This window comes from Mucilaginibacter sp. L196 (assembly GCF_009765905.1).
Classification (GTDB): domain Bacteria; phylum Bacteroidota; class Bacteroidia; order Sphingobacteriales; family Sphingobacteriaceae; genus Mucilaginibacter.
This window is the reverse complement of sequence record NZ_LMUO01000006.1, coordinates 277,890-295,543: the sequence shown is the minus strand read 5'-3', so window position 1 is coordinate 295,543 and position 17,654 is coordinate 277,890. Positions and strand designations below refer to the sequence as shown.

14 protein-coding genes are annotated in these 17,654 nt (G+C 40.8%); 8 read left to right on the top strand and 6 right to left on the bottom strand.

The window, feature by feature from the left end:
* Positions 1-394 precede the first annotated feature (394 nt).
* Positions 395-1,459 (bottom strand): branched-chain amino acid aminotransferase, encoded by a 1,065-nt coding sequence (locus tag GSQ74_RS02365; RefSeq protein WP_158989651.1) that lies wholly within the window; start codon positions 1,457-1,459, stop codon positions 395-397.
* Positions 1,460-1,849: 390 nt separating this feature from the next.
* Positions 1,850-2,812 carry a tryptophan 2,3-dioxygenase family protein gene (locus GSQ74_RS02360; protein WP_158989649.1) on the bottom strand — a complete coding sequence of 321 codons (963 nt, stop codon included), beginning with the start codon at positions 2,810-2,812 and terminating at the stop codon, positions 1,850-1,852.
* Positions 2,813-2,939: 127 nt separating this feature from the next.
* Between GSQ74_RS02360 and GSQ74_RS02355 the strand changes: the two genes are divergently transcribed.
* The gene (locus tag GSQ74_RS02355) at positions 2,940-3,413 is read left to right on the top strand and encodes a universal stress protein (RefSeq protein ID WP_158989647.1); all 474 of its coding nucleotides are present in this window, start codon (positions 2,940-2,942) and stop codon (positions 3,411-3,413) included.
* Here GSQ74_RS02355 and GSQ74_RS02350 read toward each other — a convergent pair.
* From GSQ74_RS02350 to GSQ74_RS02340, 3 genes are all read right to left on the bottom strand, one after another.
* Positions 3,367-3,642 carry a hypothetical protein gene (locus GSQ74_RS02350; RefSeq protein ID WP_158989645.1) on the bottom strand — a complete coding sequence of 92 codons (276 nt, stop codon included), beginning with the start codon at positions 3,640-3,642 and terminating at the stop codon, positions 3,367-3,369. The genes GSQ74_RS02355 and GSQ74_RS02350 overlap by 47 nt on opposite strands.
* A 76-nt stretch (positions 3,643-3,718) precedes the next feature.
* Positions 3,719-5,011: an HAD-IB family phosphatase gene (locus GSQ74_RS02345; protein WP_158989643.1), complete on the bottom strand. Its 1,293-nt coding sequence runs from the start codon at positions 5,009-5,011 to the stop codon at positions 3,719-3,721.
* Positions 5,012-5,140: 129 nt separating this feature from the next.
* Positions 5,141-6,109, bottom strand: coding sequence for an NAD-dependent epimerase/dehydratase family protein (locus GSQ74_RS02340; protein WP_158989641.1), 969 nt, complete (start codon positions 6,107-6,109; stop codon positions 5,141-5,143).
* Between the two features lie 167 nt (positions 6,110-6,276).
* Between GSQ74_RS02340 and GSQ74_RS02335 the strand changes: the two genes are divergently transcribed.
* The 4 genes from GSQ74_RS02335 (at position 6,277) to GSQ74_RS02320 (ending at position 11,120) form a co-directional block, all read left to right on the top strand.
* Positions 6,277-7,461: a formimidoylglutamase gene (locus GSQ74_RS02335; RefSeq protein WP_158989639.1), complete on the top strand. Its 1,185-nt coding sequence runs from the start codon at positions 6,277-6,279 to the stop codon at positions 7,459-7,461.
* Between the two features lie 53 nt (positions 7,462-7,514).
* Positions 7,515-8,696, top strand: coding sequence for a TlpA disulfide reductase family protein (locus tag GSQ74_RS02330; RefSeq protein WP_158989637.1), 1,182 nt, complete (start codon positions 7,515-7,517; stop codon positions 8,694-8,696).
* 66 nt (positions 8,697-8,762) lie between these two features.
* Positions 8,763-9,902 (top strand): TlpA disulfide reductase family protein, encoded by a 1,140-nt coding sequence (locus GSQ74_RS02325; RefSeq protein WP_158989635.1) that lies wholly within the window; start codon positions 8,763-8,765, stop codon positions 9,900-9,902.
* A 102-nt stretch (positions 9,903-10,004) separates the two neighbouring features.
* Positions 10,005-11,120 (top strand): TlpA disulfide reductase family protein, encoded by a 1,116-nt coding sequence (locus GSQ74_RS02320; RefSeq protein ID WP_158989633.1) that lies wholly within the window; start codon positions 10,005-10,007, stop codon positions 11,118-11,120.
* Positions 11,121-11,140: 20 nt separating this feature from the next.
* Here GSQ74_RS02320 and purD read toward each other — a convergent pair whose 3' ends face one another.
* On the bottom strand, positions 11,141-12,415 hold the full coding sequence (purD, locus tag GSQ74_RS02315) for a phosphoribosylamine--glycine ligase (RefSeq protein WP_158989631.1): 1,275 nt from the start codon (positions 12,413-12,415) through the stop codon (positions 11,141-11,143).
* Between the two features lie 217 nt (positions 12,416-12,632).
* On the opposite strand from purD, the gene secA reads away from it, so the two are divergent.
* Genes secA through GSQ74_RS02300 form a run of 3 tightly spaced genes read left to right on the top strand, consistent with a single transcriptional unit; the run spans position 12,633 to position 17,600 of the window.
* The gene (gene secA / locus GSQ74_RS02310; protein WP_158989629.1) at positions 12,633-15,944 is read left to right on the top strand and encodes a preprotein translocase subunit SecA; all 3,312 of its coding nucleotides are present in this window, start codon (positions 12,633-12,635) and stop codon (positions 15,942-15,944) included.
* Positions 15,880-16,419, top strand: coding sequence for an SPOR domain-containing protein (locus tag GSQ74_RS02305; RefSeq protein WP_158989627.1), 540 nt, complete (start codon positions 15,880-15,882; stop codon positions 16,417-16,419). Before secA ends, GSQ74_RS02305 begins: the two co-directional genes overlap by 65 nt.
* The gene (locus GSQ74_RS02300; RefSeq protein ID WP_158989924.1) at positions 16,416-17,600 is read left to right on the top strand and encodes a M20 family metallopeptidase; all 1,185 of its coding nucleotides are present in this window, start codon (positions 16,416-16,418) and stop codon (positions 17,598-17,600) included. Before GSQ74_RS02305 ends, GSQ74_RS02300 begins: the two co-directional genes overlap by 4 nt.
* Positions 17,601-17,654 lie beyond the last annotated feature (54 nt).

Genomic DNA, 17,654 nt, shown 5'->3' with positions numbered 1-17,654 from the left:
GATTTTATATAAACACAAAAACAAAGCGTTATTGCTGCGAAGAGTCGCAATCTCCTAGTTAAAGAGTGCCTGGATTATCTGCAATTAAAATTGTCATTCTGAGGAACGAAGAATCTGTATAGTTTAAACTCCTTTAAAGATTCTTCGTTCCTCAGAATGACAAAAGTTTAAAAACAGCGTTTAAAGAAAATGCCCCTTATTAAATTAATAAGGGGCATTTTCTTTATGCCAAATTTTAATTTAATAAGGTTTAGGCACTGCTAAATTATCACAAAAACGCATCTTAAACTACACGTATAAATACCTGATTTTATAATAACGTAAAAACTATCTAAAGCAAAAAGCCATCCGTTAGCTAATAACGGATGGCTTTTTGCTTACAGAGTTATTGTAATTAAACATTAAAATTCCAGCCATGCGTATCAGCTGTATCTCCGTATTTAATAGCATTCATTTCTTTTAGTATCCTTTGTGAAAACTCACGTGTTTTCGGATCATTTAAAAAGTATTCCTCACCATTAAGGCTGATAGAACCAACCGGTGCGATGGTTGCGGCAGTGCCCGCGCCAAAAGCATCATCAAGCTTGCCATTTTTGGCTGCTTCAATAACTTCAGCTACCGATACACGGCGTTCTTCTACCGGGTAACCCCACTCACGTGCAAGGGTTAAAACGGTATCGCGGGTTACACCATCCAAAATAGTATCACGGGTTGATGGGGTTACCACCTTGCCATCTAATACAAATATTACGTTGGCCGCGCCCATTTCTTCCACAAACTCGTGGTTCTTGGCATCGGTCCAAATTAATTGGTCAAAACCTTCTTCAGTTGCTTTTTTAGCCGGTAACATGCTACCACCATAGTTGCCTGATGATTTAGCATAACCCATGCCACCTTCGGCCGAGCGGGTGTAATGATTTTCAATCTTCACCCTTAAGGTTTTTGAAAAATATGGTCCAACCGGGCAAAGTAACACCATGTATTTATAGGTGGTTGATGGCGCTACGCCCAAAAACGGATCAGTAGCGAACATAAACGGCCTGATGTACAAAGCGTGATCAGGTTGTGTAGGGATCCAGTCGCGGTCAATATCAACAACAGCGGCTAAACTTTGTAAAAATATATCTTCGGGCAGGGTAGGCATACAAAGCCTTTCTGCCGACTTGTTAAAACGTTGCGCGTTTTTATCCGGACGGAAGATAGATACTGTTCCATCAGCATGTTTGTAAGCCTTTATGCCTTCAAAAAATGATTGTCCGTAATGTAATGATGAAATCGCGGGGCTTAAACTGACATCGCCGTAAGGGACTATTTGAAAATTCTTCCATTCGCCATCGGCATAATCAGCCACAAACATGTGGTCGGAAAATGTTTTTCCAAATGGCAGGTTGTTAAAATCCGTTTCTGCTAAGCGAGAATGCGGTGTCTTGGTGATCTTGATGTCCAGTGTCTCAGTCATGGCCTTATGATATTAATTTCGAAAATGGCAAGGTAGGAATTTTTGTTTGAAAATGCGTGGTTAAAATAGTTATTAAACATGTACCGCGATTGAAACATTAAAGCAATTATCACCAGTAGAATAGTTACGCAACTGTTTCAAACGAGTGAAAAATGAGTGCAAGAACCTTTAATTTTCATGCAAAAATGAGTTAAAAATAGGTAAAAAATGCGTTTTTTTAGTTGATTTTGAAGCAAAAAAGGTCGTTTTTACTCAAAAAATGGCCTCAAAAGCAATGTAAAAACCGCATTTTTAGTGCTTTTTAAGGTGTTTTTAGGGTCAAAAGTGTGCCAAATGTACCAGGTGTGTCAATCGTAAATTGTGGTACACTTACAAAAGATAGCCTAAAATCTATGAACCACTAACCTCTTTCAGTACTTTATCAACCCAATGCTTTCCCCAATTTTCTACCTGTTCCTCATTCCATAAACTTGGATAAAAAATGCGTTTCTGAAAACGCGGAGGCAAGTACTTCTGCCAGTTGGTGCCACCGGTTGCCTTAATCTCTTCAGGCTCGCGGTTAAGGTAACGCACGGCAGATTTATAGTGCGATAGCGGCCAGTTAACATTTACATTAATATCCAATTGGCGTAGCTCATCTTCCAGTTGAGTTGTAGTTTGCCCGCTTTGTTTAAACTGCTGTAATAAAGCATTAAAATTAGTGCCAACTGTTGCTCTGCCTAACTCAATAAAGGTTTTGGCGTATTTCTGTTCAAACTGCTTTAACGTAAGTGTTTTTTTGCCGGTGGCGAGTTCCGTAGCGCCTGATTTCCAGTATAAATGCTCAAACTGGTCCTCAATGGTGGCATTGCGCAATTCCTCGCGCTTATCTTTGGCTACCAGGTTGATGAAATCCGAAGCATATATCTCAATCATCCGGTATTGGCCCGATTGGAATCCGCTTGCCGGTAATAACGACATCCGGAACTTTAGGAATTGCTCTTTTTCCATCCCGTCAACCATAATCTCGAAGGAGTGGGTCAACGCCTCAAAATAACGGTTGATACGTTTCAAACGTGCCGTGAAAAAGTCGATGGTTAAGGGTTGCGCAGTTACAATTTGCTTACACTCGTGCAATGCAAGCTTAAAATAAAGCTCGGTTATCTGGTGATAGATGATGAATATCTCCTCATCAGGGAAAGATGTTTTAGGGCTTTGCAGGCTGAGTAAGGTATCCAGATGGATATAATCCCAATAGGTTAAAAAATCAGCATAAAGCAGGCCGTCTAAATAGGAAGGCATATCCTGCCCCATGGCTTCATATTTTTCTTGTAGGCGGGTCAGGCGCTCTTCAATTTCGGGAGAGAAATTCATAGTCAAATGTAGGAAGTTTTGTTTGTTTATGGAGATGGTAAAACTTCAATTATAAATGATGATTAAGTAAAGTGACTACAACAAAACAGGGTTTGGTGTGTTGACATATTGTATAAAGAGCACAGCCATGATAAAGAAAATATTAATAGGTGTTGATGACAGCAAATATGCCGAAGCCGCCGCCAAATATGGATTTGATCTTGCCGAATCACTTAATGCTCATGTTGGCCTGGTAAATATTATTGAACCTGTGGCTATATCAATGCCTATCAACGGTGCGAATGAAATATTAGGAACACCCTTATATGGTTTAAACGGAGCGGAGGATAACAACATCATAAATGCACAAACCCAGGTGTCGGAAAATATAATAGAAAATATAACTCAAAAATATGCTGGCAAATTACAGGTAAGCCATTATAATGAGTATGGTTCTACAGGCGAGGGCATCCTCAGTTGTAGCCGTGAGTTTAAAGCTGACATTATTGTAATTGGAACGCATAACCGTTCTGGGCTTGACCGATTATTCTCCAGTAATATTGCTGAGTATGTTGTTAAACATTCGGTGATACCGGTGCTGGTGGTGCCAACGAGGGAGTGATCAGCGCAATGCCTGCCTCGTCAATATGTACATGGCATTGCTCTACAGAAATATGATGTTTAAATTTTCGGATAGGCTCAATCCAATCTCTCGATGTAAAAACCGGGGCCTGAATATTTACAGATTCTACTAAAACTTCTTCGCCGTCAAGAATCAATCGCCAACACTGTTCAACGCCGTCACTATCAGTGTTATAACGTATCCGGGCAAGGGTTACATTTCTATTCATTGGTTATAATAAAAGGTCAATTCAGTACAAATGTACTGTTGTTTTTATCATATAACCCAATCAATCAGTAACATGCTTAATACAATAGCCTAAATTTTATGGTTTGTTCAATAGCTTTCAACTCATTTAAAACCTGGGTATCATAACCCGATTCCACATCGGTAATTACATAACCAATCTGAGGATTGGTTACCAGGAACTCACCCACTATATTAATGTTATGGCGGGCAAATACATCATTTATTTTGGCTAGTATACCCGGTACGTTTTTGTGGATATGTATCAGCCTGTGCGCGTTGTTAATACGCGGAGGTTGAAGATCGGGGAAATTGCAGCTGGTATGTGTTTTACCCTCGTTCATAAATGCCATTACCCGTTTAGGGATAAAATCATCATTGCGGGGGTTATGCTTAGGATCATCAAAAATAATAATACCGTTTTCGCAGGCCGCTTCAGCCAATTTGCGACTGCTTATTTTTCCGAAAATACCAATCACTTTTAGCCTGCCTGCATTTTGCAGTTGCTCGGGTGTTGGCTGGTTTTCTTCATCACAAAACAAAATACCGGCTTCTTCCAGGTATTTTTCCTCAATGCTTTCACGCTGACGGATGTTGTAACCCTCTTTACGCATTTGCGCTAAGGCATCTTCCTCTATATCGCCCACAACCAAACATTTTATGCGGTTTTTGGGGTACGATATGGCACGCGGCAATTTGTTGATGTATAGAAACTCATCAAAGCTCGGCGTAATGTGATCCGCTTTTTCGGCAACTGATTTACGCTCGATATTCTCGGTAAAAGCAAAGAACTTTTTAATCATGCCCGATTCCTTTAACTGGAAATCGGAATAACCATCGCCAATACCAAAGATCTCACCCGGCAGGTTAAGCTCTTTTAATAGTTTTACCTTGCCACCTTCTTGCGACAGTGGGTTTTCACGATCATAACCTATAATGTTGCCATCATCATCAAACATAAAGGTGTTGGCGTAAATATTTTCCTTTTTGATATGATACTCGGTAACTACCGGGGTAATAAATTCCTTAAACCCGCCGGACACGATCAAAACCTTATCCTGGTGATTTTTAAAGAAGATAGTATTGCGTGAGAAAGAAGTAGATACCTTCTTTTTTAGATGTGTGATCAACTGTTTTAGATGCTCACGATTGGCCTGCAGTAATTTAACACGAGCTTCCAGACTTTGAGTGAATGATAAACGGCCCTCCATAGAGGCGTTCGTCAGGTCATCAATTTGCTGGTATATTTTTTCCCTGTCGGGATGATTTTTTAAAGATATGCGGGCTAATTCGTCCAAAGCTTCAACCTGCGTAAATGTGCTGTCGAAGTCGATAATAAAATATTGATCCATTGAGTAGTGTGCAGCTTGTACTTTGATGTGCAAAAATGCGGATGTGCAAATGTGCGAAAAATGAGCGAGAGGGCAGTTAAGATTTTCTAACAAAAGCCGTTGCTGACTTAATTTGTTGCAATATTAATACTATTTTTTCAAAGCCGCACACACCTCTTTCACCGTCTCACTAATCGGCTTAAACTCAATCCCGATAGCAGCTTTAATTTTAGAGTTATCATAGTTGTTAGTCAATGATGCTGTTTGGGCGGCAACTTTATCCATCTTTGAATCGCGGCCGGTAATAGTAGCCAGCACTGTCGCGCTGCGCCATACTAAGCCCATAACCCATGGTTTTGCCAGCATAGATGGCCGTGCCAATCCAAAGCCATCCGCTATTTGGGAGGTAATATTTTTATAACTGATGTTTTCCGCGCTTATAATATAACGCTCGCTAGTGATTTGGCTGTTCATCAGGGCTATCATGCATTTGGCAACATCTTCCACATCAACAAAACCACCTGTGCCTTGCGTGTAAAATTTTAACCCTTTGCGAACTGTGATAAATAATTGGCCTGTTCCCGCAGTGCCTGAGTTTGGGCCGATGATTAACGATGGATTTACAATAACCGCATCCAAGCCCTCGGCAATGCCGCGCCACACTTCCATTTCGCTGTGCAGTTTTGATATGGCATAACCATCATCCTCACTGGTTTCATCCAAATGGGTATTCTCGTTAATCAGCTTACCCGGCAATGCCTGGCCTATGGCGGCTATCGAACTTACGTGCAGCAATCGTATGCCACGCTCGGTACACAAGTTCACAATGTTTGCTGTGCCGGTAACATTGGTACGGATCATCGCTTGCTTGTCCTTTTGCATTAATGATACCCATGCCGCGCAATGATACACTTGCGTTACGCCTTCTAAAGCATCTTCCAAAGCAAAGATGTCCAGCATGTCGGCATTAACCCATTCAATTTTATCGTGGTAGGGGATAAGCATTTGCGGTATAACCGAACTACTGCGCTTTGTACAGCGAATAGCATTACCCGCATTTACCAGTTGCATGGCGAGCTCCGAACCTAAAAAACCTGTAGCGCCTGTAACCAGTATCATATTTTATTAATGTGCGTATGTGCAAATGTGCAGAATTTTTTGGATGTGCAGATATGTAAATGTGCGGATGTGCAGATAGTCAAAATGAAATTAATTTATTAATCTATGAAATATTCATTTATCAAAACAATCTGCATATTTGCATATCCTCACATCTGCACATCAATATGTCGTTATCTGATTTCTTTACACCTATTGATCTGGAAAAGATCAGCCCCAAAAAAGGATATTACACCAGCCACTTGGGTGATAAAATAAATCAGTATACCGATACTTTTCCTGAGCTTGACGACAAATCTTTTGACATCGCTATTGTTGGTGTGCAGGACGATAGGAATGCGGTAAACAATTCAGGTTGTGGTTTAGCGCCCGACTATGTACGCGAAAGATTATATTTATTAAACGAAGGTGGTTACAATACAAAAATCGTCGACCTTGGTAATATAAAAGCAGGGGCCACAGTTACAGATACCTACTTCGCGCTAAAAACTGTGGTTGCTGAGCTGATTAAATTAGATATTCTGCCAATAATAATAGGCGGCGGGCAGGATCTTACCTATGCCCAATACATGGGTTACGAAATCCTGGAGCAAAAAGTTGATCTGGTAATCATCGACTCGCATTTTGACCTGGAGGATGATACTACGCCTGAAAGCATCGAAACTACATCAACCTCGTACCTCAATAAAATATTTTTGCACGAACCTAATTACCTGTTCAACTTTAGTAACCTGGGTTATCAAACCTATTTTACCAGTCAGGCAGGGTTACGGGTTATGGAAAAATTATACTTTGATGTACATCGCCTCGGTAATTTAAGCGGGCAAATTGCCTATGCCGAACCGATTATCCGCAATGCCAATATGGTGAGTTTCGATATGAGCGCCATCCGCTCATCAGATGCAATGGGTAATACCAACGCTACTCCAAATGGTTTTTATGCCGAGGAGGCTTGTCAGATATGCCGCTATGCAGGTTTTAATGATAAACTTACTTCTATCGGTTTTTATGAGTTCAACCCCGCCTATGATAATAATGGGCAAACTGCCATGTTGCTGGCGCAGATGGTATGGTATTTTATTGATGGCGTGTATAACCGCAAAAGGGATTTTCCGCTAAATCCCAAATCACAATATCTGATCTATAAAACCAGCCTTAAACATGATGACCACGAGGTGGTATTTGTAAAAAGCAAAAAAACAGACAGGTGGTGGATGCAGGTGCCTTACCCAAGCGGCGGCTCAAAAAACGAGCGGTCGCATTTAGTGCCTTGCAGCTACGATGATTATAAAATTGCCATTTCGGGCGAAATGCCTGATCTTTGGTGGCGTACTTACCAAAAACTAACGTAAGTACAATTCTATTCGTTTTTCACCGTTACACTGTTTAACAGTTTTTGTTTTTCATGAAAAAAATATTCTTTTCCATATTGGCTTTATTGCCAGTGCTAGCTTTTGCACAAACGCCAGCGACGCATTCAGTAGCTACACCAGTGGCCGAAACGCCGCAATCTTTCTTATTGCAAATCAAAGTGGGTGATGTAAATGCACCTGCCAAAGCTTTTTTAATATACCGTTTAGGCGCGAATAATGTTATCGACTCTACCGCTATTGTGAATGGTAATTTTGATTTTACCGGCTCAATCATCAATCCAACTAATGCTATTTTATTAATAGATCATAAAGGGGTAGGTTTTTCAAACCTGGATAAAGGAACCGATGCGTTAAGTTTTTACATCGAAAAAGGTAATATATCAGTTGCTACCAGTACCGATTCTATTTCAAAAGCGGTAATTACCGGCTCGCCAATTAATGATGATAATAAAAAACTGATGGCCCAACTAAGGCCAATCCAACTGGCTGCCCAGAAATTATATACTGAAGCAAATTCGGCAACGCAGGATCAGCAAAACTCTCCTGATTTTCAAAGCAGCATGGAAACTAAGCGCAAGGATTTGGAGCTGCAACAGACCGCATCGCTTGAAAAATTCATCAGGGAAAACCCTAAAAGCTATTTAAGTTTACTTGCGCTAAGCGCATTGGGCCCTAAAATGGACCCATCTGAATTGGAGCCTCTATACAATGGCCTTTCACAAAATTTAAAGGATATGGAGGGCGGAAAAATGATTAAAAAATCAATTGACGCCTTAAAACCTACAGAGTTAGGTGCCGTTGCTCCTGAATTTACACAAAATGATGTGAATGGTAATCCCGTTTCTCTTTCATCATTCAGGGGGAAATATGTACTGATTGATTTTTGGGCATCGTGGTGCGGCCCTTGCCGCCAGGAAAACCCAAACGTGGTAAAAGCGTATAACAAGTTCAAGTCAAAAAACTTTACCGTTCTGGGTGTTTCGCTTGATAAAGCTGACGCTAAGGATAATTGGATAGCTGCTATAAAAACCGATAGCTTAACCTGGACACAGGTATCAGACCTTAACTTTTGGAATAATAAGGTGGCTATACTATATGCTGTACAATCAATCCCCCATAACTTCCTGATTGACCCCAATGGCAAGATAATAGCCAAAGATTTGCGTGGTAGCGACCTTGACGCCAAGCTGACGGAGATATTTGACAAAAAGTAAGCATCACATCAATTATTTATTATTTTTACAAGCAGTACCCCACTGACTGTAATTATTATTGATTAAATGAAGAAACTAATTCTATTGGCGTTGGTAGCAGCGCCATCTTTGCTATTTGCCCAGGAAAATTTTGTGATAAAAGGTAAAGTTGGGTCAATAGATGCGCCTGCTAAAATATTTTTAACTTATCGCGAAGGCACCAACACCATTACAGATTCATCTGCTGTAAAAAATGGTGCTTTTGATTTTAAAGGCCAGGTTAAAGATATTACCTACGCAAGTATTGTTGTAGATTACAAAGGTGTTGGCATCCAAAATTTAGATAGAAAGGTACAGCAAGACGTGCTGGTTGTTTATTTAGTAAATGGAACAACCGATATTAAAAGTGCCGATTCTTTATCAAAAGCTAAAGTAACCGGTACTAAGGTTAACGAGGATAATCAGAAATTTAAAGTTTATACAAGGTCAATTGCTGATGCGAATAAAGCATTAGATGCCGAATACGAAGCAACGCCAAGTGAGAAACGCACCAAAGAATTTAATGATTATATTGATAAAAAGGAAGATTCCATCTCTGTAAAGGAAAGGGCATTGGATTCATTGTATATCCAGGCTAATCCTGATTCATACATGAGCTTACAAGCATTAAGAGGTATGGGCGGCCCATATCCTAATTACACACAGTTAGCCCCTGAGTTTGAAAAACTTTCTCCGGCTTTGCGCGCCAGCAATGCAGGTGTGAAATACAAAAAATATTTAGATGTAATTAAGAGCGTATCGGTAGGGGAAATGGCTCCTGATTTTGCTCAGCCTGATACCAATGGTACAATGGTTAGCTTATCATCATTTAAAGGCAAATATGTATTGCTTGATTTTTGGGCATCATGGTGCGGCCCTTGCCGTGCAGAGAACCCGAATGTGGTAAAAGCATTCAATACTTATAAAGGGAAAAACTTCACTATACTAAGCGTTTCTTTGGATCGCCCGGGCAAAAAAGACAATTGGTTGAAAGCTATCCACAAAGATGGTTTAGCATGGAACCATGTATCCGATTTGAAATTTTGGGATAATGATGCTGCCAAACTATATGGTATACAAGCCATCCCACAAAATCTGTTGATCGATCCGAGCGGTAAAATTATTGCCAAAGATCTTTTTGGTGATGCATTGGAAAAGAAGTTAGGCGAGATATTCGGGACGATGTAATCATTAAATCCGAATTCCGATAAGGCAGAAAAGTCCGAAAGTGTTTAGCTTTCGGACTTTTGTTTTTTAATCTATATTTACATCACTTATCACCTTCGTTACATGAAAAAAATATTAGTTATCCTTTGTTTATGTCTGCCGACTATAGTTTTTGCTCAAAAAGGAACGTATACTATTAAGGGAAAAATTGCTGATTTAAATAATCCGGCAACCGTATTTTTAATATACAATGGAGCGATAAATGGTAAAGCAATTTTAAATAATGGTCAGTTTGAATTTAATGGACAAATAGACCAGCCTGCCGAAGCCTATTTAACCATCAACACAAAAGGCACATCATATGCTTATAGTAATGGTGTTAAATTTTATGTAGAGGAGGGTAATATATCAATCACTTGCCGGGATTCATCACTTGATAAGGCAGTTATTACGGGTACTAAAACTAATAATACCGAAGATCATTATAAAACATTGCTACAACCCATAGAAACCCGTGACGAGCAATTGGAAACGATGGATACAAGTGCGACAGAAGCGCAAAAGAAATCGCCGGTATTTTTAAAAGATCTGGAACTCAAAAATAAAAAGCTTGAAGCAGAAAGGGAAGAAGTAAATAAAAAATTTATCATTGATAATCCGTCATCTGTAGTAAGTCTTGATGCTTTGTATTCGTATGCAATGTATTCAGATTATGATGGCATTAAAGCGCTTTACGATCTGTTAACTCCGGAAGTGAAAAATAGCGCTGCGGGTGTAGCCTATGCACAGGAATTGGAAAAAATGAATACTGTTGCCATTGGTAAAATTGCACCTGATTTTGAATTGTCGGATACCAGTTACCAAAAGGTGGCTCTTTCATCACTCAGAGGGAAATATGTGTTGCTTGATTTTTGGGCTTCATGGTGCCCCGTTTGTCGTGAATCTAACCCTGGCGTAGTTAAGGCGTACAATCAGTATAAAAACAAAAGCTTCACAGTGCTTAGTGTATCATTAGATAAGCAAAACGATAGAAAAACATGGCTTAATGCAATCCATCATGATGGCCTAACCTGGACACAGGTGTCTGATTTAAAGTTTTGGAATAGTAAAGTTGTAGGCTTATATCATCTTACCGCGTTGCCACAGAATTTTCTGATCGATCCTGATGGGAAAATTATAGCCCGGGATCTTGATGGCGAGCAACTATCTGCAAAACTGGCTGAATTATTTGCAAAGTAAATTAATAAACTAATCACTATCTACAACAAATCAAACCCAATATCTTTCCTAAAGTACATACCGTCATAATAAATACGGGCGGCATCAGCAGTTGCTTGTTGTAGGGCGGTAAACATATCATTTTGTAATGATGTAATAGCTATTACCCTACCGCCTGATGTTTTGATAACATCGCCATCAACATAACTCCCTGCGTGAAAAATATAAGAATCGCGGATGTTTTCCATACCGGTCATTGCTTTATCTTTCAGGTATTCGCCGGGATAGCCGCCAGCAACCATCATTACGGTAGCTGCTACTTTGTTGGATATGATCAATTCTTTTTCGTTCAAATTGCCCTCGGCTACGCCCAATAGTAAATCCACAAAATCCGATTCTATCCTCGGCATAACGCTTTCCGTTTCCGGGTCGCCCATGCGGCAGTTGTATTCAATCATATATGGATCGCCACCGCAATTCATCAGGCCAATAAAAATAAAGCCTTTGTATGATATGCCATCACTTTTTAAACCCTCAATAGTAGGGATCACCATTCTGTCTTCAATCTTCTTCAAAAACTCAGCATCCGCAAACGGAACAGGTGATACTGATCCCATGCCGCCGGTATTTAACCCGGTGTCACCTTCGCCAATACGTTTGTAATCTTTGGCTGATGGTAGCATTTTATAATTAGTGCCATCGGTCAACACAAAAACAGATAATTCAATACCTTGTAAAAATTGTTCAACTACTACTTTCGAACTTGCATCACCAAATTTAGCGTTGGTAAGCATTTCTATTAATTCTTGTTGGGCTTCTTCTAAGCTTAAGCATATTAGCACACCTTTGCCTGCTGCTAAACCATCCGCTTTTAAAACAATGGGTAAGCCAATGGTAGGCAGGTAATCAAAACCTTCCTGCAAAGTTTCGCGGGTAAAAGTTTTTGATGCAGCGGCCGGGATGTTATGGCGCTCCATAAATTGTTTGGAGAAATCCTTGCTGCCTTCCAGTTGCGCGCCTTCGGCTTGCGGGCCAATAACCGGGATGTGTTTTATTTGCTCATCATTCAAAAAGAAATCATGGATGCCTTTTACCAGCGGCTCTTCGGGGCCAACTAATACCAGGTTTATCGCGTTAGCTAAAGCAAATTGCTTAATACCTTCAAAATCGGTAACCTTAATATTAACGTTGGTGCCGTATTGACCGGTACCGGCATTGCCAGGCGCAATAAAAAGGTTTTTACATTTTTCGCTTTGCGATAATTTCCAGGCGAAGGCGCTTTCCCTTCCACCCGAACCAAGGACAAGGATGTTCATGGCGGCAAAGATAGCTTTTTGTGAGTACCAAGTAGCAAGTATTTAGTATCAAGATTTGAATCGCAAACTGGCAGTTTTGCATGTTATTACGGCTAATTACTTGATACTTGATACTAAATACTTGATACCAATTCCTTACCTTTGCCTGCCATTATGACTTTTCGGATTGCTGTGGCGCAATTGTTGAGTTCATACGATTTATATATCAGATTATAACATGTTAGATTTTATCAGTAAGCTTTTTGGAAGCAAATCAGAACGGGATGTAAAAAGCATTCAGCCTATAGTTGAGAAAATTAAGGCAGAATTTGCCAAACTCGGCGATATAAGCAATGACGAGCTCCGGGCTAAAACCATAACCTTTAAAGAAACTATAAGCACAGGGCTTTCTGGGATTGATGCTGAAATACAAGCAATTAAAGACCGGATAGAAAATGAGCCTGATTTAGATGTACATATCAAAGTTGAGCTTTATACCCAACTTGATAAGCTTGAAAAAGACCGTAACAAAGAGTTGGAAGATATATTGATGAATATATTGCCTGAAGCTTTTGCGGTAGTTAAAGAAACTGCCCGCCGTTTTGCCGGTAATAAAACTATTGAAGTTACTGCAACTGCTTTTGACCGTGAGCTTGCTGCCCACAAACCAAACGTTGTAATAAAAGGCGATAAGGCTATTCACCATAATACCTGGTTAGCTGCCGGTAACGAAGTTACCTGGGATATGGTTCACTATGATGTACAGCTGATTGGCGGTACTGTATTGCACCAGGGTAAAATTGCCGAAATGGCTACAGGTGAAGGTAAAACCTTGGTTGCTACCTTACCTGCTTACTTAAATGCACTAGCCGGCCAAGGTGTACACATTGTAACCGTGAATGATTACCTGGCACGCCGTGACTCGGAGTGGATGGGCCCATTGTACGAATTCCATGGTTTGGCTGTGGATTGTATTGATAAACATGAGCCAAATTCAGAAGAACGTCGCAAGGCTTATTTAGCTGATATTACTTTTGGTACCAATAACGAGTTCGGTTTTGATTACCTGCGTGACAACATGACACGTAGTCCTGAAGAACTGGTCCAGCGCAAGCAACATTTTGCCATGGTGGATGAGGTTGACTCCGTGTTAATTGATGATGCACGTACTCCGTTAATTATATCTGGTCCGATTCCTCGCGGTGATGAGCATGAGTTTTATGAATTAAAACCACGCATAGAGCGTTTGATTAATGCGCAAAAAGCATATGTAAATGGTATATTGAATGAAGCTAAAGCTTTAATCAACGAAGGTAAAACCGGAACGGATGAAGGTGGCTTATCTTTATTACGCGCCTACAGAGGTCTACCCAAAAGTAAAGCATTAATCAAATTCCTGAGCGAAGGTGGCAACAGACAGCTATTGCAAAAAACTGAAAACTACTACATGCAGGATTCCAGTAAGGAAATGCATAAGGTAGATGCCGAATTGTTTTTTGTTATCGACGAAAAAAATAACCAGGTTGAACTGGCTGAAAAAGGTATTGAGTTGATCACTTCATCAGGTGAAGATCCTCATTTCTTCGTGATGCCTGATGTAGGTTCAGAAATTGCCCACATTGAAAAATCAGATATTCCGGCAGACGAGAAAATTGCCCGCAAGGATGAATTGATGCGCGATTTCTCGATCAAGTCAGAGCGTATACACTCCGTAAGCCAGTTATTAAAAGCATATACTTTATTTGAAAAGGATACCGAATACATCCTTGATGATGGAAAAGTGAAAATTGTTGATGAGCAAACCGGCCGTGTATTGGATGGCCGCCGTTACTCTGATGGTTTACACCAGGCAATTGAGGCTAAAGAAAATGTTAAGGTTGAGGATGCTACCCAAACAATGGCAACCATCACCCTGCAAAACTACTTCCGTATGTACCACAAACTTTGCGGTATGACGGGTACTGCTGTTACTGAAGCAGGTGAGTTCTGGGAAATATACAAACTGGATGTGGTTGAAATACCAACCAACACCCCGGCCAGCCGTGCAGATATGCAAGATTTGGTTTACCGTACCGTTCGCGAAAAGTATAATGCAGTAGCCGACGAGATTGTAAACTTAACCCAGGCAGGCAGACCGGTATTGGTGGGTACTACATCGGTAGAAATATCAGAATTATTGAGCCGCATGCTTAAACTGCGCGGTATTAAACATAACGTACTGAATGCCAAAATGCACCAGAAAGAGGCCGATATTGTGGCTGAAGCAGGTAAAACAGGCACCGTAACTATTGCTACCAACATGGCTGGTCGTGGTACGGATATAAAATTAGGTGCAGGTGTTAAGGAAGCCGGTGGTTTAGCCATTGTAGGTACCGAAAGGCATGAATCCCGCCGTGTAGACAGGCAGTTGCGTGGTCGTGCGGGTAGGCAGGGTGATCCTGGATCGTCACAATTCTTTGTGTCGTTAGAGGATAACCTGATGCGTTTATTTGGTTCTGAGCGTATTTCAAACCTGATGGTGCGTATGGGCGTTGAAGAAGGTGAAGTGATCCAGCATTCGATGATCTCAAAATCTATCGAACGTGCGCAGAAGAAAGTAGAAGAAAATAACTTTGGTGTACGTAAACGTTTGTTAGAGTATGATGATGTGATGAACTCACAGCGTACTGTTATCTACTCAAAACGTAAAAACGCTTTATTTGGTGATCGCCTTGATGTGGATTTGAGTAACACCATTTTTGATGTGGTTGAGGATGTGGTTACGGAATACAAAGAGCAAAATAATTTTGAAGGTTTACAGCTGGAGATAATTAGATTGTTCTCTTTAGATATTGAGATCAGTCATGACGATTTTACTGCCTCATCGGTTGATAGCTTGACCGATTTGATATATGCTGAGGCGATGGGCTTTTACAAACGTAAAGCTGAGGCAATAGCTCAACAAGCTTACCCGGTTTTAAAAGATGTATATGATACCCGTGGCCAATATGTAGAAAATATTATAGTGCCATTTACCGACGGTGTACATGGTTTGCAAATTGCCGTTCCACTTAAAAAAGCTATTGATAATCACGGTTTAGAAGTGTTTAAATCGTTTGAAAAGAACGTAACATTGAGCGAGATTGATGACTCATGGAAAGAGCACTTACGCGAGATGGATGAGTTAAAACAATCAGTACAAAACGCGGTGTACGAACAAAAAGACCCTTTGTTGGTTTATAAATTTGAGGCTTTCGAATTATTCAGGAACATGCTTGCAGCCGTGAATAAAGAGATGGTGAGTTTCCTTTTCAGAGGGGGGATTGCGGTGCAACAACAGCCTGATGAAATTCGCGAAGCAAAACCATTGCCACGTACTGATTTGAAACAAATGCGTACATCAAAACCAGAATTGGCTACCGAAACTAACGGTGTACCAACCATGACCGATACCCGCGAAGTGCAGAAACCAACTCCTGTTAGAGTAGAGCAAAAAACTAATAGGAATGATCCTTGTCCTTGCGGTAGCGGCAAAAAGTTTAAAAACTGCCACGGCCAGGGCCAGGCATAAAAAGTTGTTGATGAAGAGTGGGGTATCTGTTTGGAGAACTGTATTCGCCGTGTCGATAAAATGTACGGTATTTATTGGCTTGCTTAGTCTGCCTGCCTTAGTATTAGCGCAAACGCGTGGTAAGGTAGAAGTGGATAGAGACCCAAAAGTTGATTCGCTGATCGGTAATTATTTGGTAGGAGGGGGTAAAACCAATACTGGTGAACCCGCTTTTTCGTCTTCAAATGGTTACCGGATACAAATATTCAGCGGATCTGACCGGAAACAAGCTTACAATGTACAGTCGAAATTCCAAAACAGGTTTCCCGATACGCATACTTATTTATCCTACCGCGATCCAAACTTTAAAGTAAAAGTTGGTGATTTCAGATCGCGCATAGAAGCTGAAAAAATGGTTGAAGAAATGAAGCCTGCTTTTGGCGGACTTTTCATCATATCCGAAAAAATAAACCTACCAAAACTCGATACAGAATAATGAAAGAGAAGATACAGGACTTAGCCAAAACTATTTTTGATGATGTGGTAGCCAATCGCCGCCACCTCCATTCTCATCCTGAACTTTCATTTCACGAAGTAGAAACTTCGGCTTTTATAGCTAAAAAATTAAATGAGTTAGGCTTAGCGTACGAGCGCATGGCCGACAATGGTTTGGTTGCCCTGATAAAAGGCGAAAAACCATCAGACCAGGTTGTAGCGCTGCGCGCCGATATGGACGCATTGCCAATATTGGAAGCTAACGATGTTCCTTATAAATCACAAAATACAGGTGTGATGCACGCTTGCGGGCACGATGCGCACACCTCATCATTATTAGGTACAGCTAAAATATTAACCAGCTTAAGAAGCGAATTTGGCGGCACTGTTAAGCTGATATTTCAACCTGCGGAAGAAAAACTGCCGGGTGGTGCCAGTTTAATGATCAAAGAAGGCGTATTACAAAACCCAACACCGCAGGCTGTTATCGGCCAGCATGTGATGCCTTTTATAGATGCCGGTAAAGTAGGTTTCCGTGCGGGTAAATACATGGCTTCGGCTGATGAGATTTATGTTACCGTAAAAGGTAAAGGCGGCCATGCCGCGCAACCACAACAAAATATTGATCCGGTATTAATTACCGCGCATATCTTAACTGCCTTACAACAGGTAGTAAGCAGGTTTGCTGATCCTAAAACACCATCGGTTTTATCGTTTGGCAAAGTGATAGCAAATGGAGCTACCAATGTTATTCCTAACGAAGTTTATTTGGAGGGCACCTTCCGTACCATGGATGAAGCATGGCGCGCGGAGGCCCACATCAAAATGAAAAAACTTGCTGAAGGTATTGCTGAAAGCATGGGCGGCAGCTGCGATTTTAACATTATGAAAGGCTATCCTTTTTTAGTGAACGAAGAAAAGCTAACGGCATCGGCCCGTGGCTTTGCTGTGGAATATTTAGGCGAAGAAAATGTACTCGACCTGGATATATGGATGGCTGCAGAAGATTTCGCCTATTACTCACAGGTAGCGGATTCATGCTTTTACCGTTTAGGTACCCGTAACGAAAGCCGTGGCATAACTTCATCAGTGCATACACCAACTTTTGATGTGGAAGAATCTGCACTGCAATTGAGCACCGGTTTAATGGCGTATTTGGCTATTAAGCAATTAGGTAATTAAAAGATTTTAAACCATGTCATTGCGAGCGAAGCGCGGCAAACTTGTAGTTAGCAT

Coding starts and splice junctions, on each gene's coding strand:
- GSQ74_RS02350 (WP_158989645.1), bottom strand. CDS start 3,642: ATGAATAGAAATGTAACCCTTGCCCGGATACGTTATAACACTGATAGT.
- GSQ74_RS02320 (WP_158989633.1), top strand. CDS start 10,005: ATGAAAAAAATATTAGTTATCCTTTGTTTATGTCTGCCGACTATAGTT.
- GSQ74_RS02340 (WP_158989641.1), bottom strand. CDS start 6,109: ATGATACTGGTTACAGGCGCTACAGGTTTTTTAGGTTCGGAGCTCGCC.
- GSQ74_RS02345 (WP_158989643.1), bottom strand. CDS start 5,011: ATGGATCAATATTTTATTATCGACTTCGACAGCACATTTACGCAGGTT.
- GSQ74_RS02325 (WP_158989635.1), top strand. CDS start 8,763: ATGAAGAAACTAATTCTATTGGCGTTGGTAGCAGCGCCATCTTTGCTA.
- GSQ74_RS02365 (WP_158989651.1), bottom strand. CDS start 1,459: ATGACTGAGACACTGGACATCAAGATCACCAAGACACCGCATTCTCGC.
- GSQ74_RS02360 (WP_158989649.1), bottom strand. CDS start 2,812: ATGAATTTCTCTCCCGAAATTGAAGAGCGCCTGACCCGCCTACAAGAA.
- GSQ74_RS02330 (WP_158989637.1), top strand. CDS start 7,515: ATGAAAAAAATATTCTTTTCCATATTGGCTTTATTGCCAGTGCTAGCT.
- GSQ74_RS02305 (WP_158989627.1), top strand. CDS start 15,880: ATGATCCTTGTCCTTGCGGTAGCGGCAAAAAGTTTAAAAACTGCCACG.
- secA (WP_158989629.1), top strand. CDS start 12,633: ATGTTAGATTTTATCAGTAAGCTTTTTGGAAGCAAATCAGAACGGGAT.
- GSQ74_RS02355 (WP_158989647.1), top strand. CDS start 2,940: ATGATAAAGAAAATATTAATAGGTGTTGATGACAGCAAATATGCCGAA.
- GSQ74_RS02335 (WP_158989639.1), top strand. CDS start 6,277: ATGTCGTTATCTGATTTCTTTACACCTATTGATCTGGAAAAGATCAGC.
- purD (WP_158989631.1), bottom strand. CDS start 12,415: ATGAACATCCTTGTCCTTGGTTCGGGTGGAAGGGAAAGCGCCTTCGCC.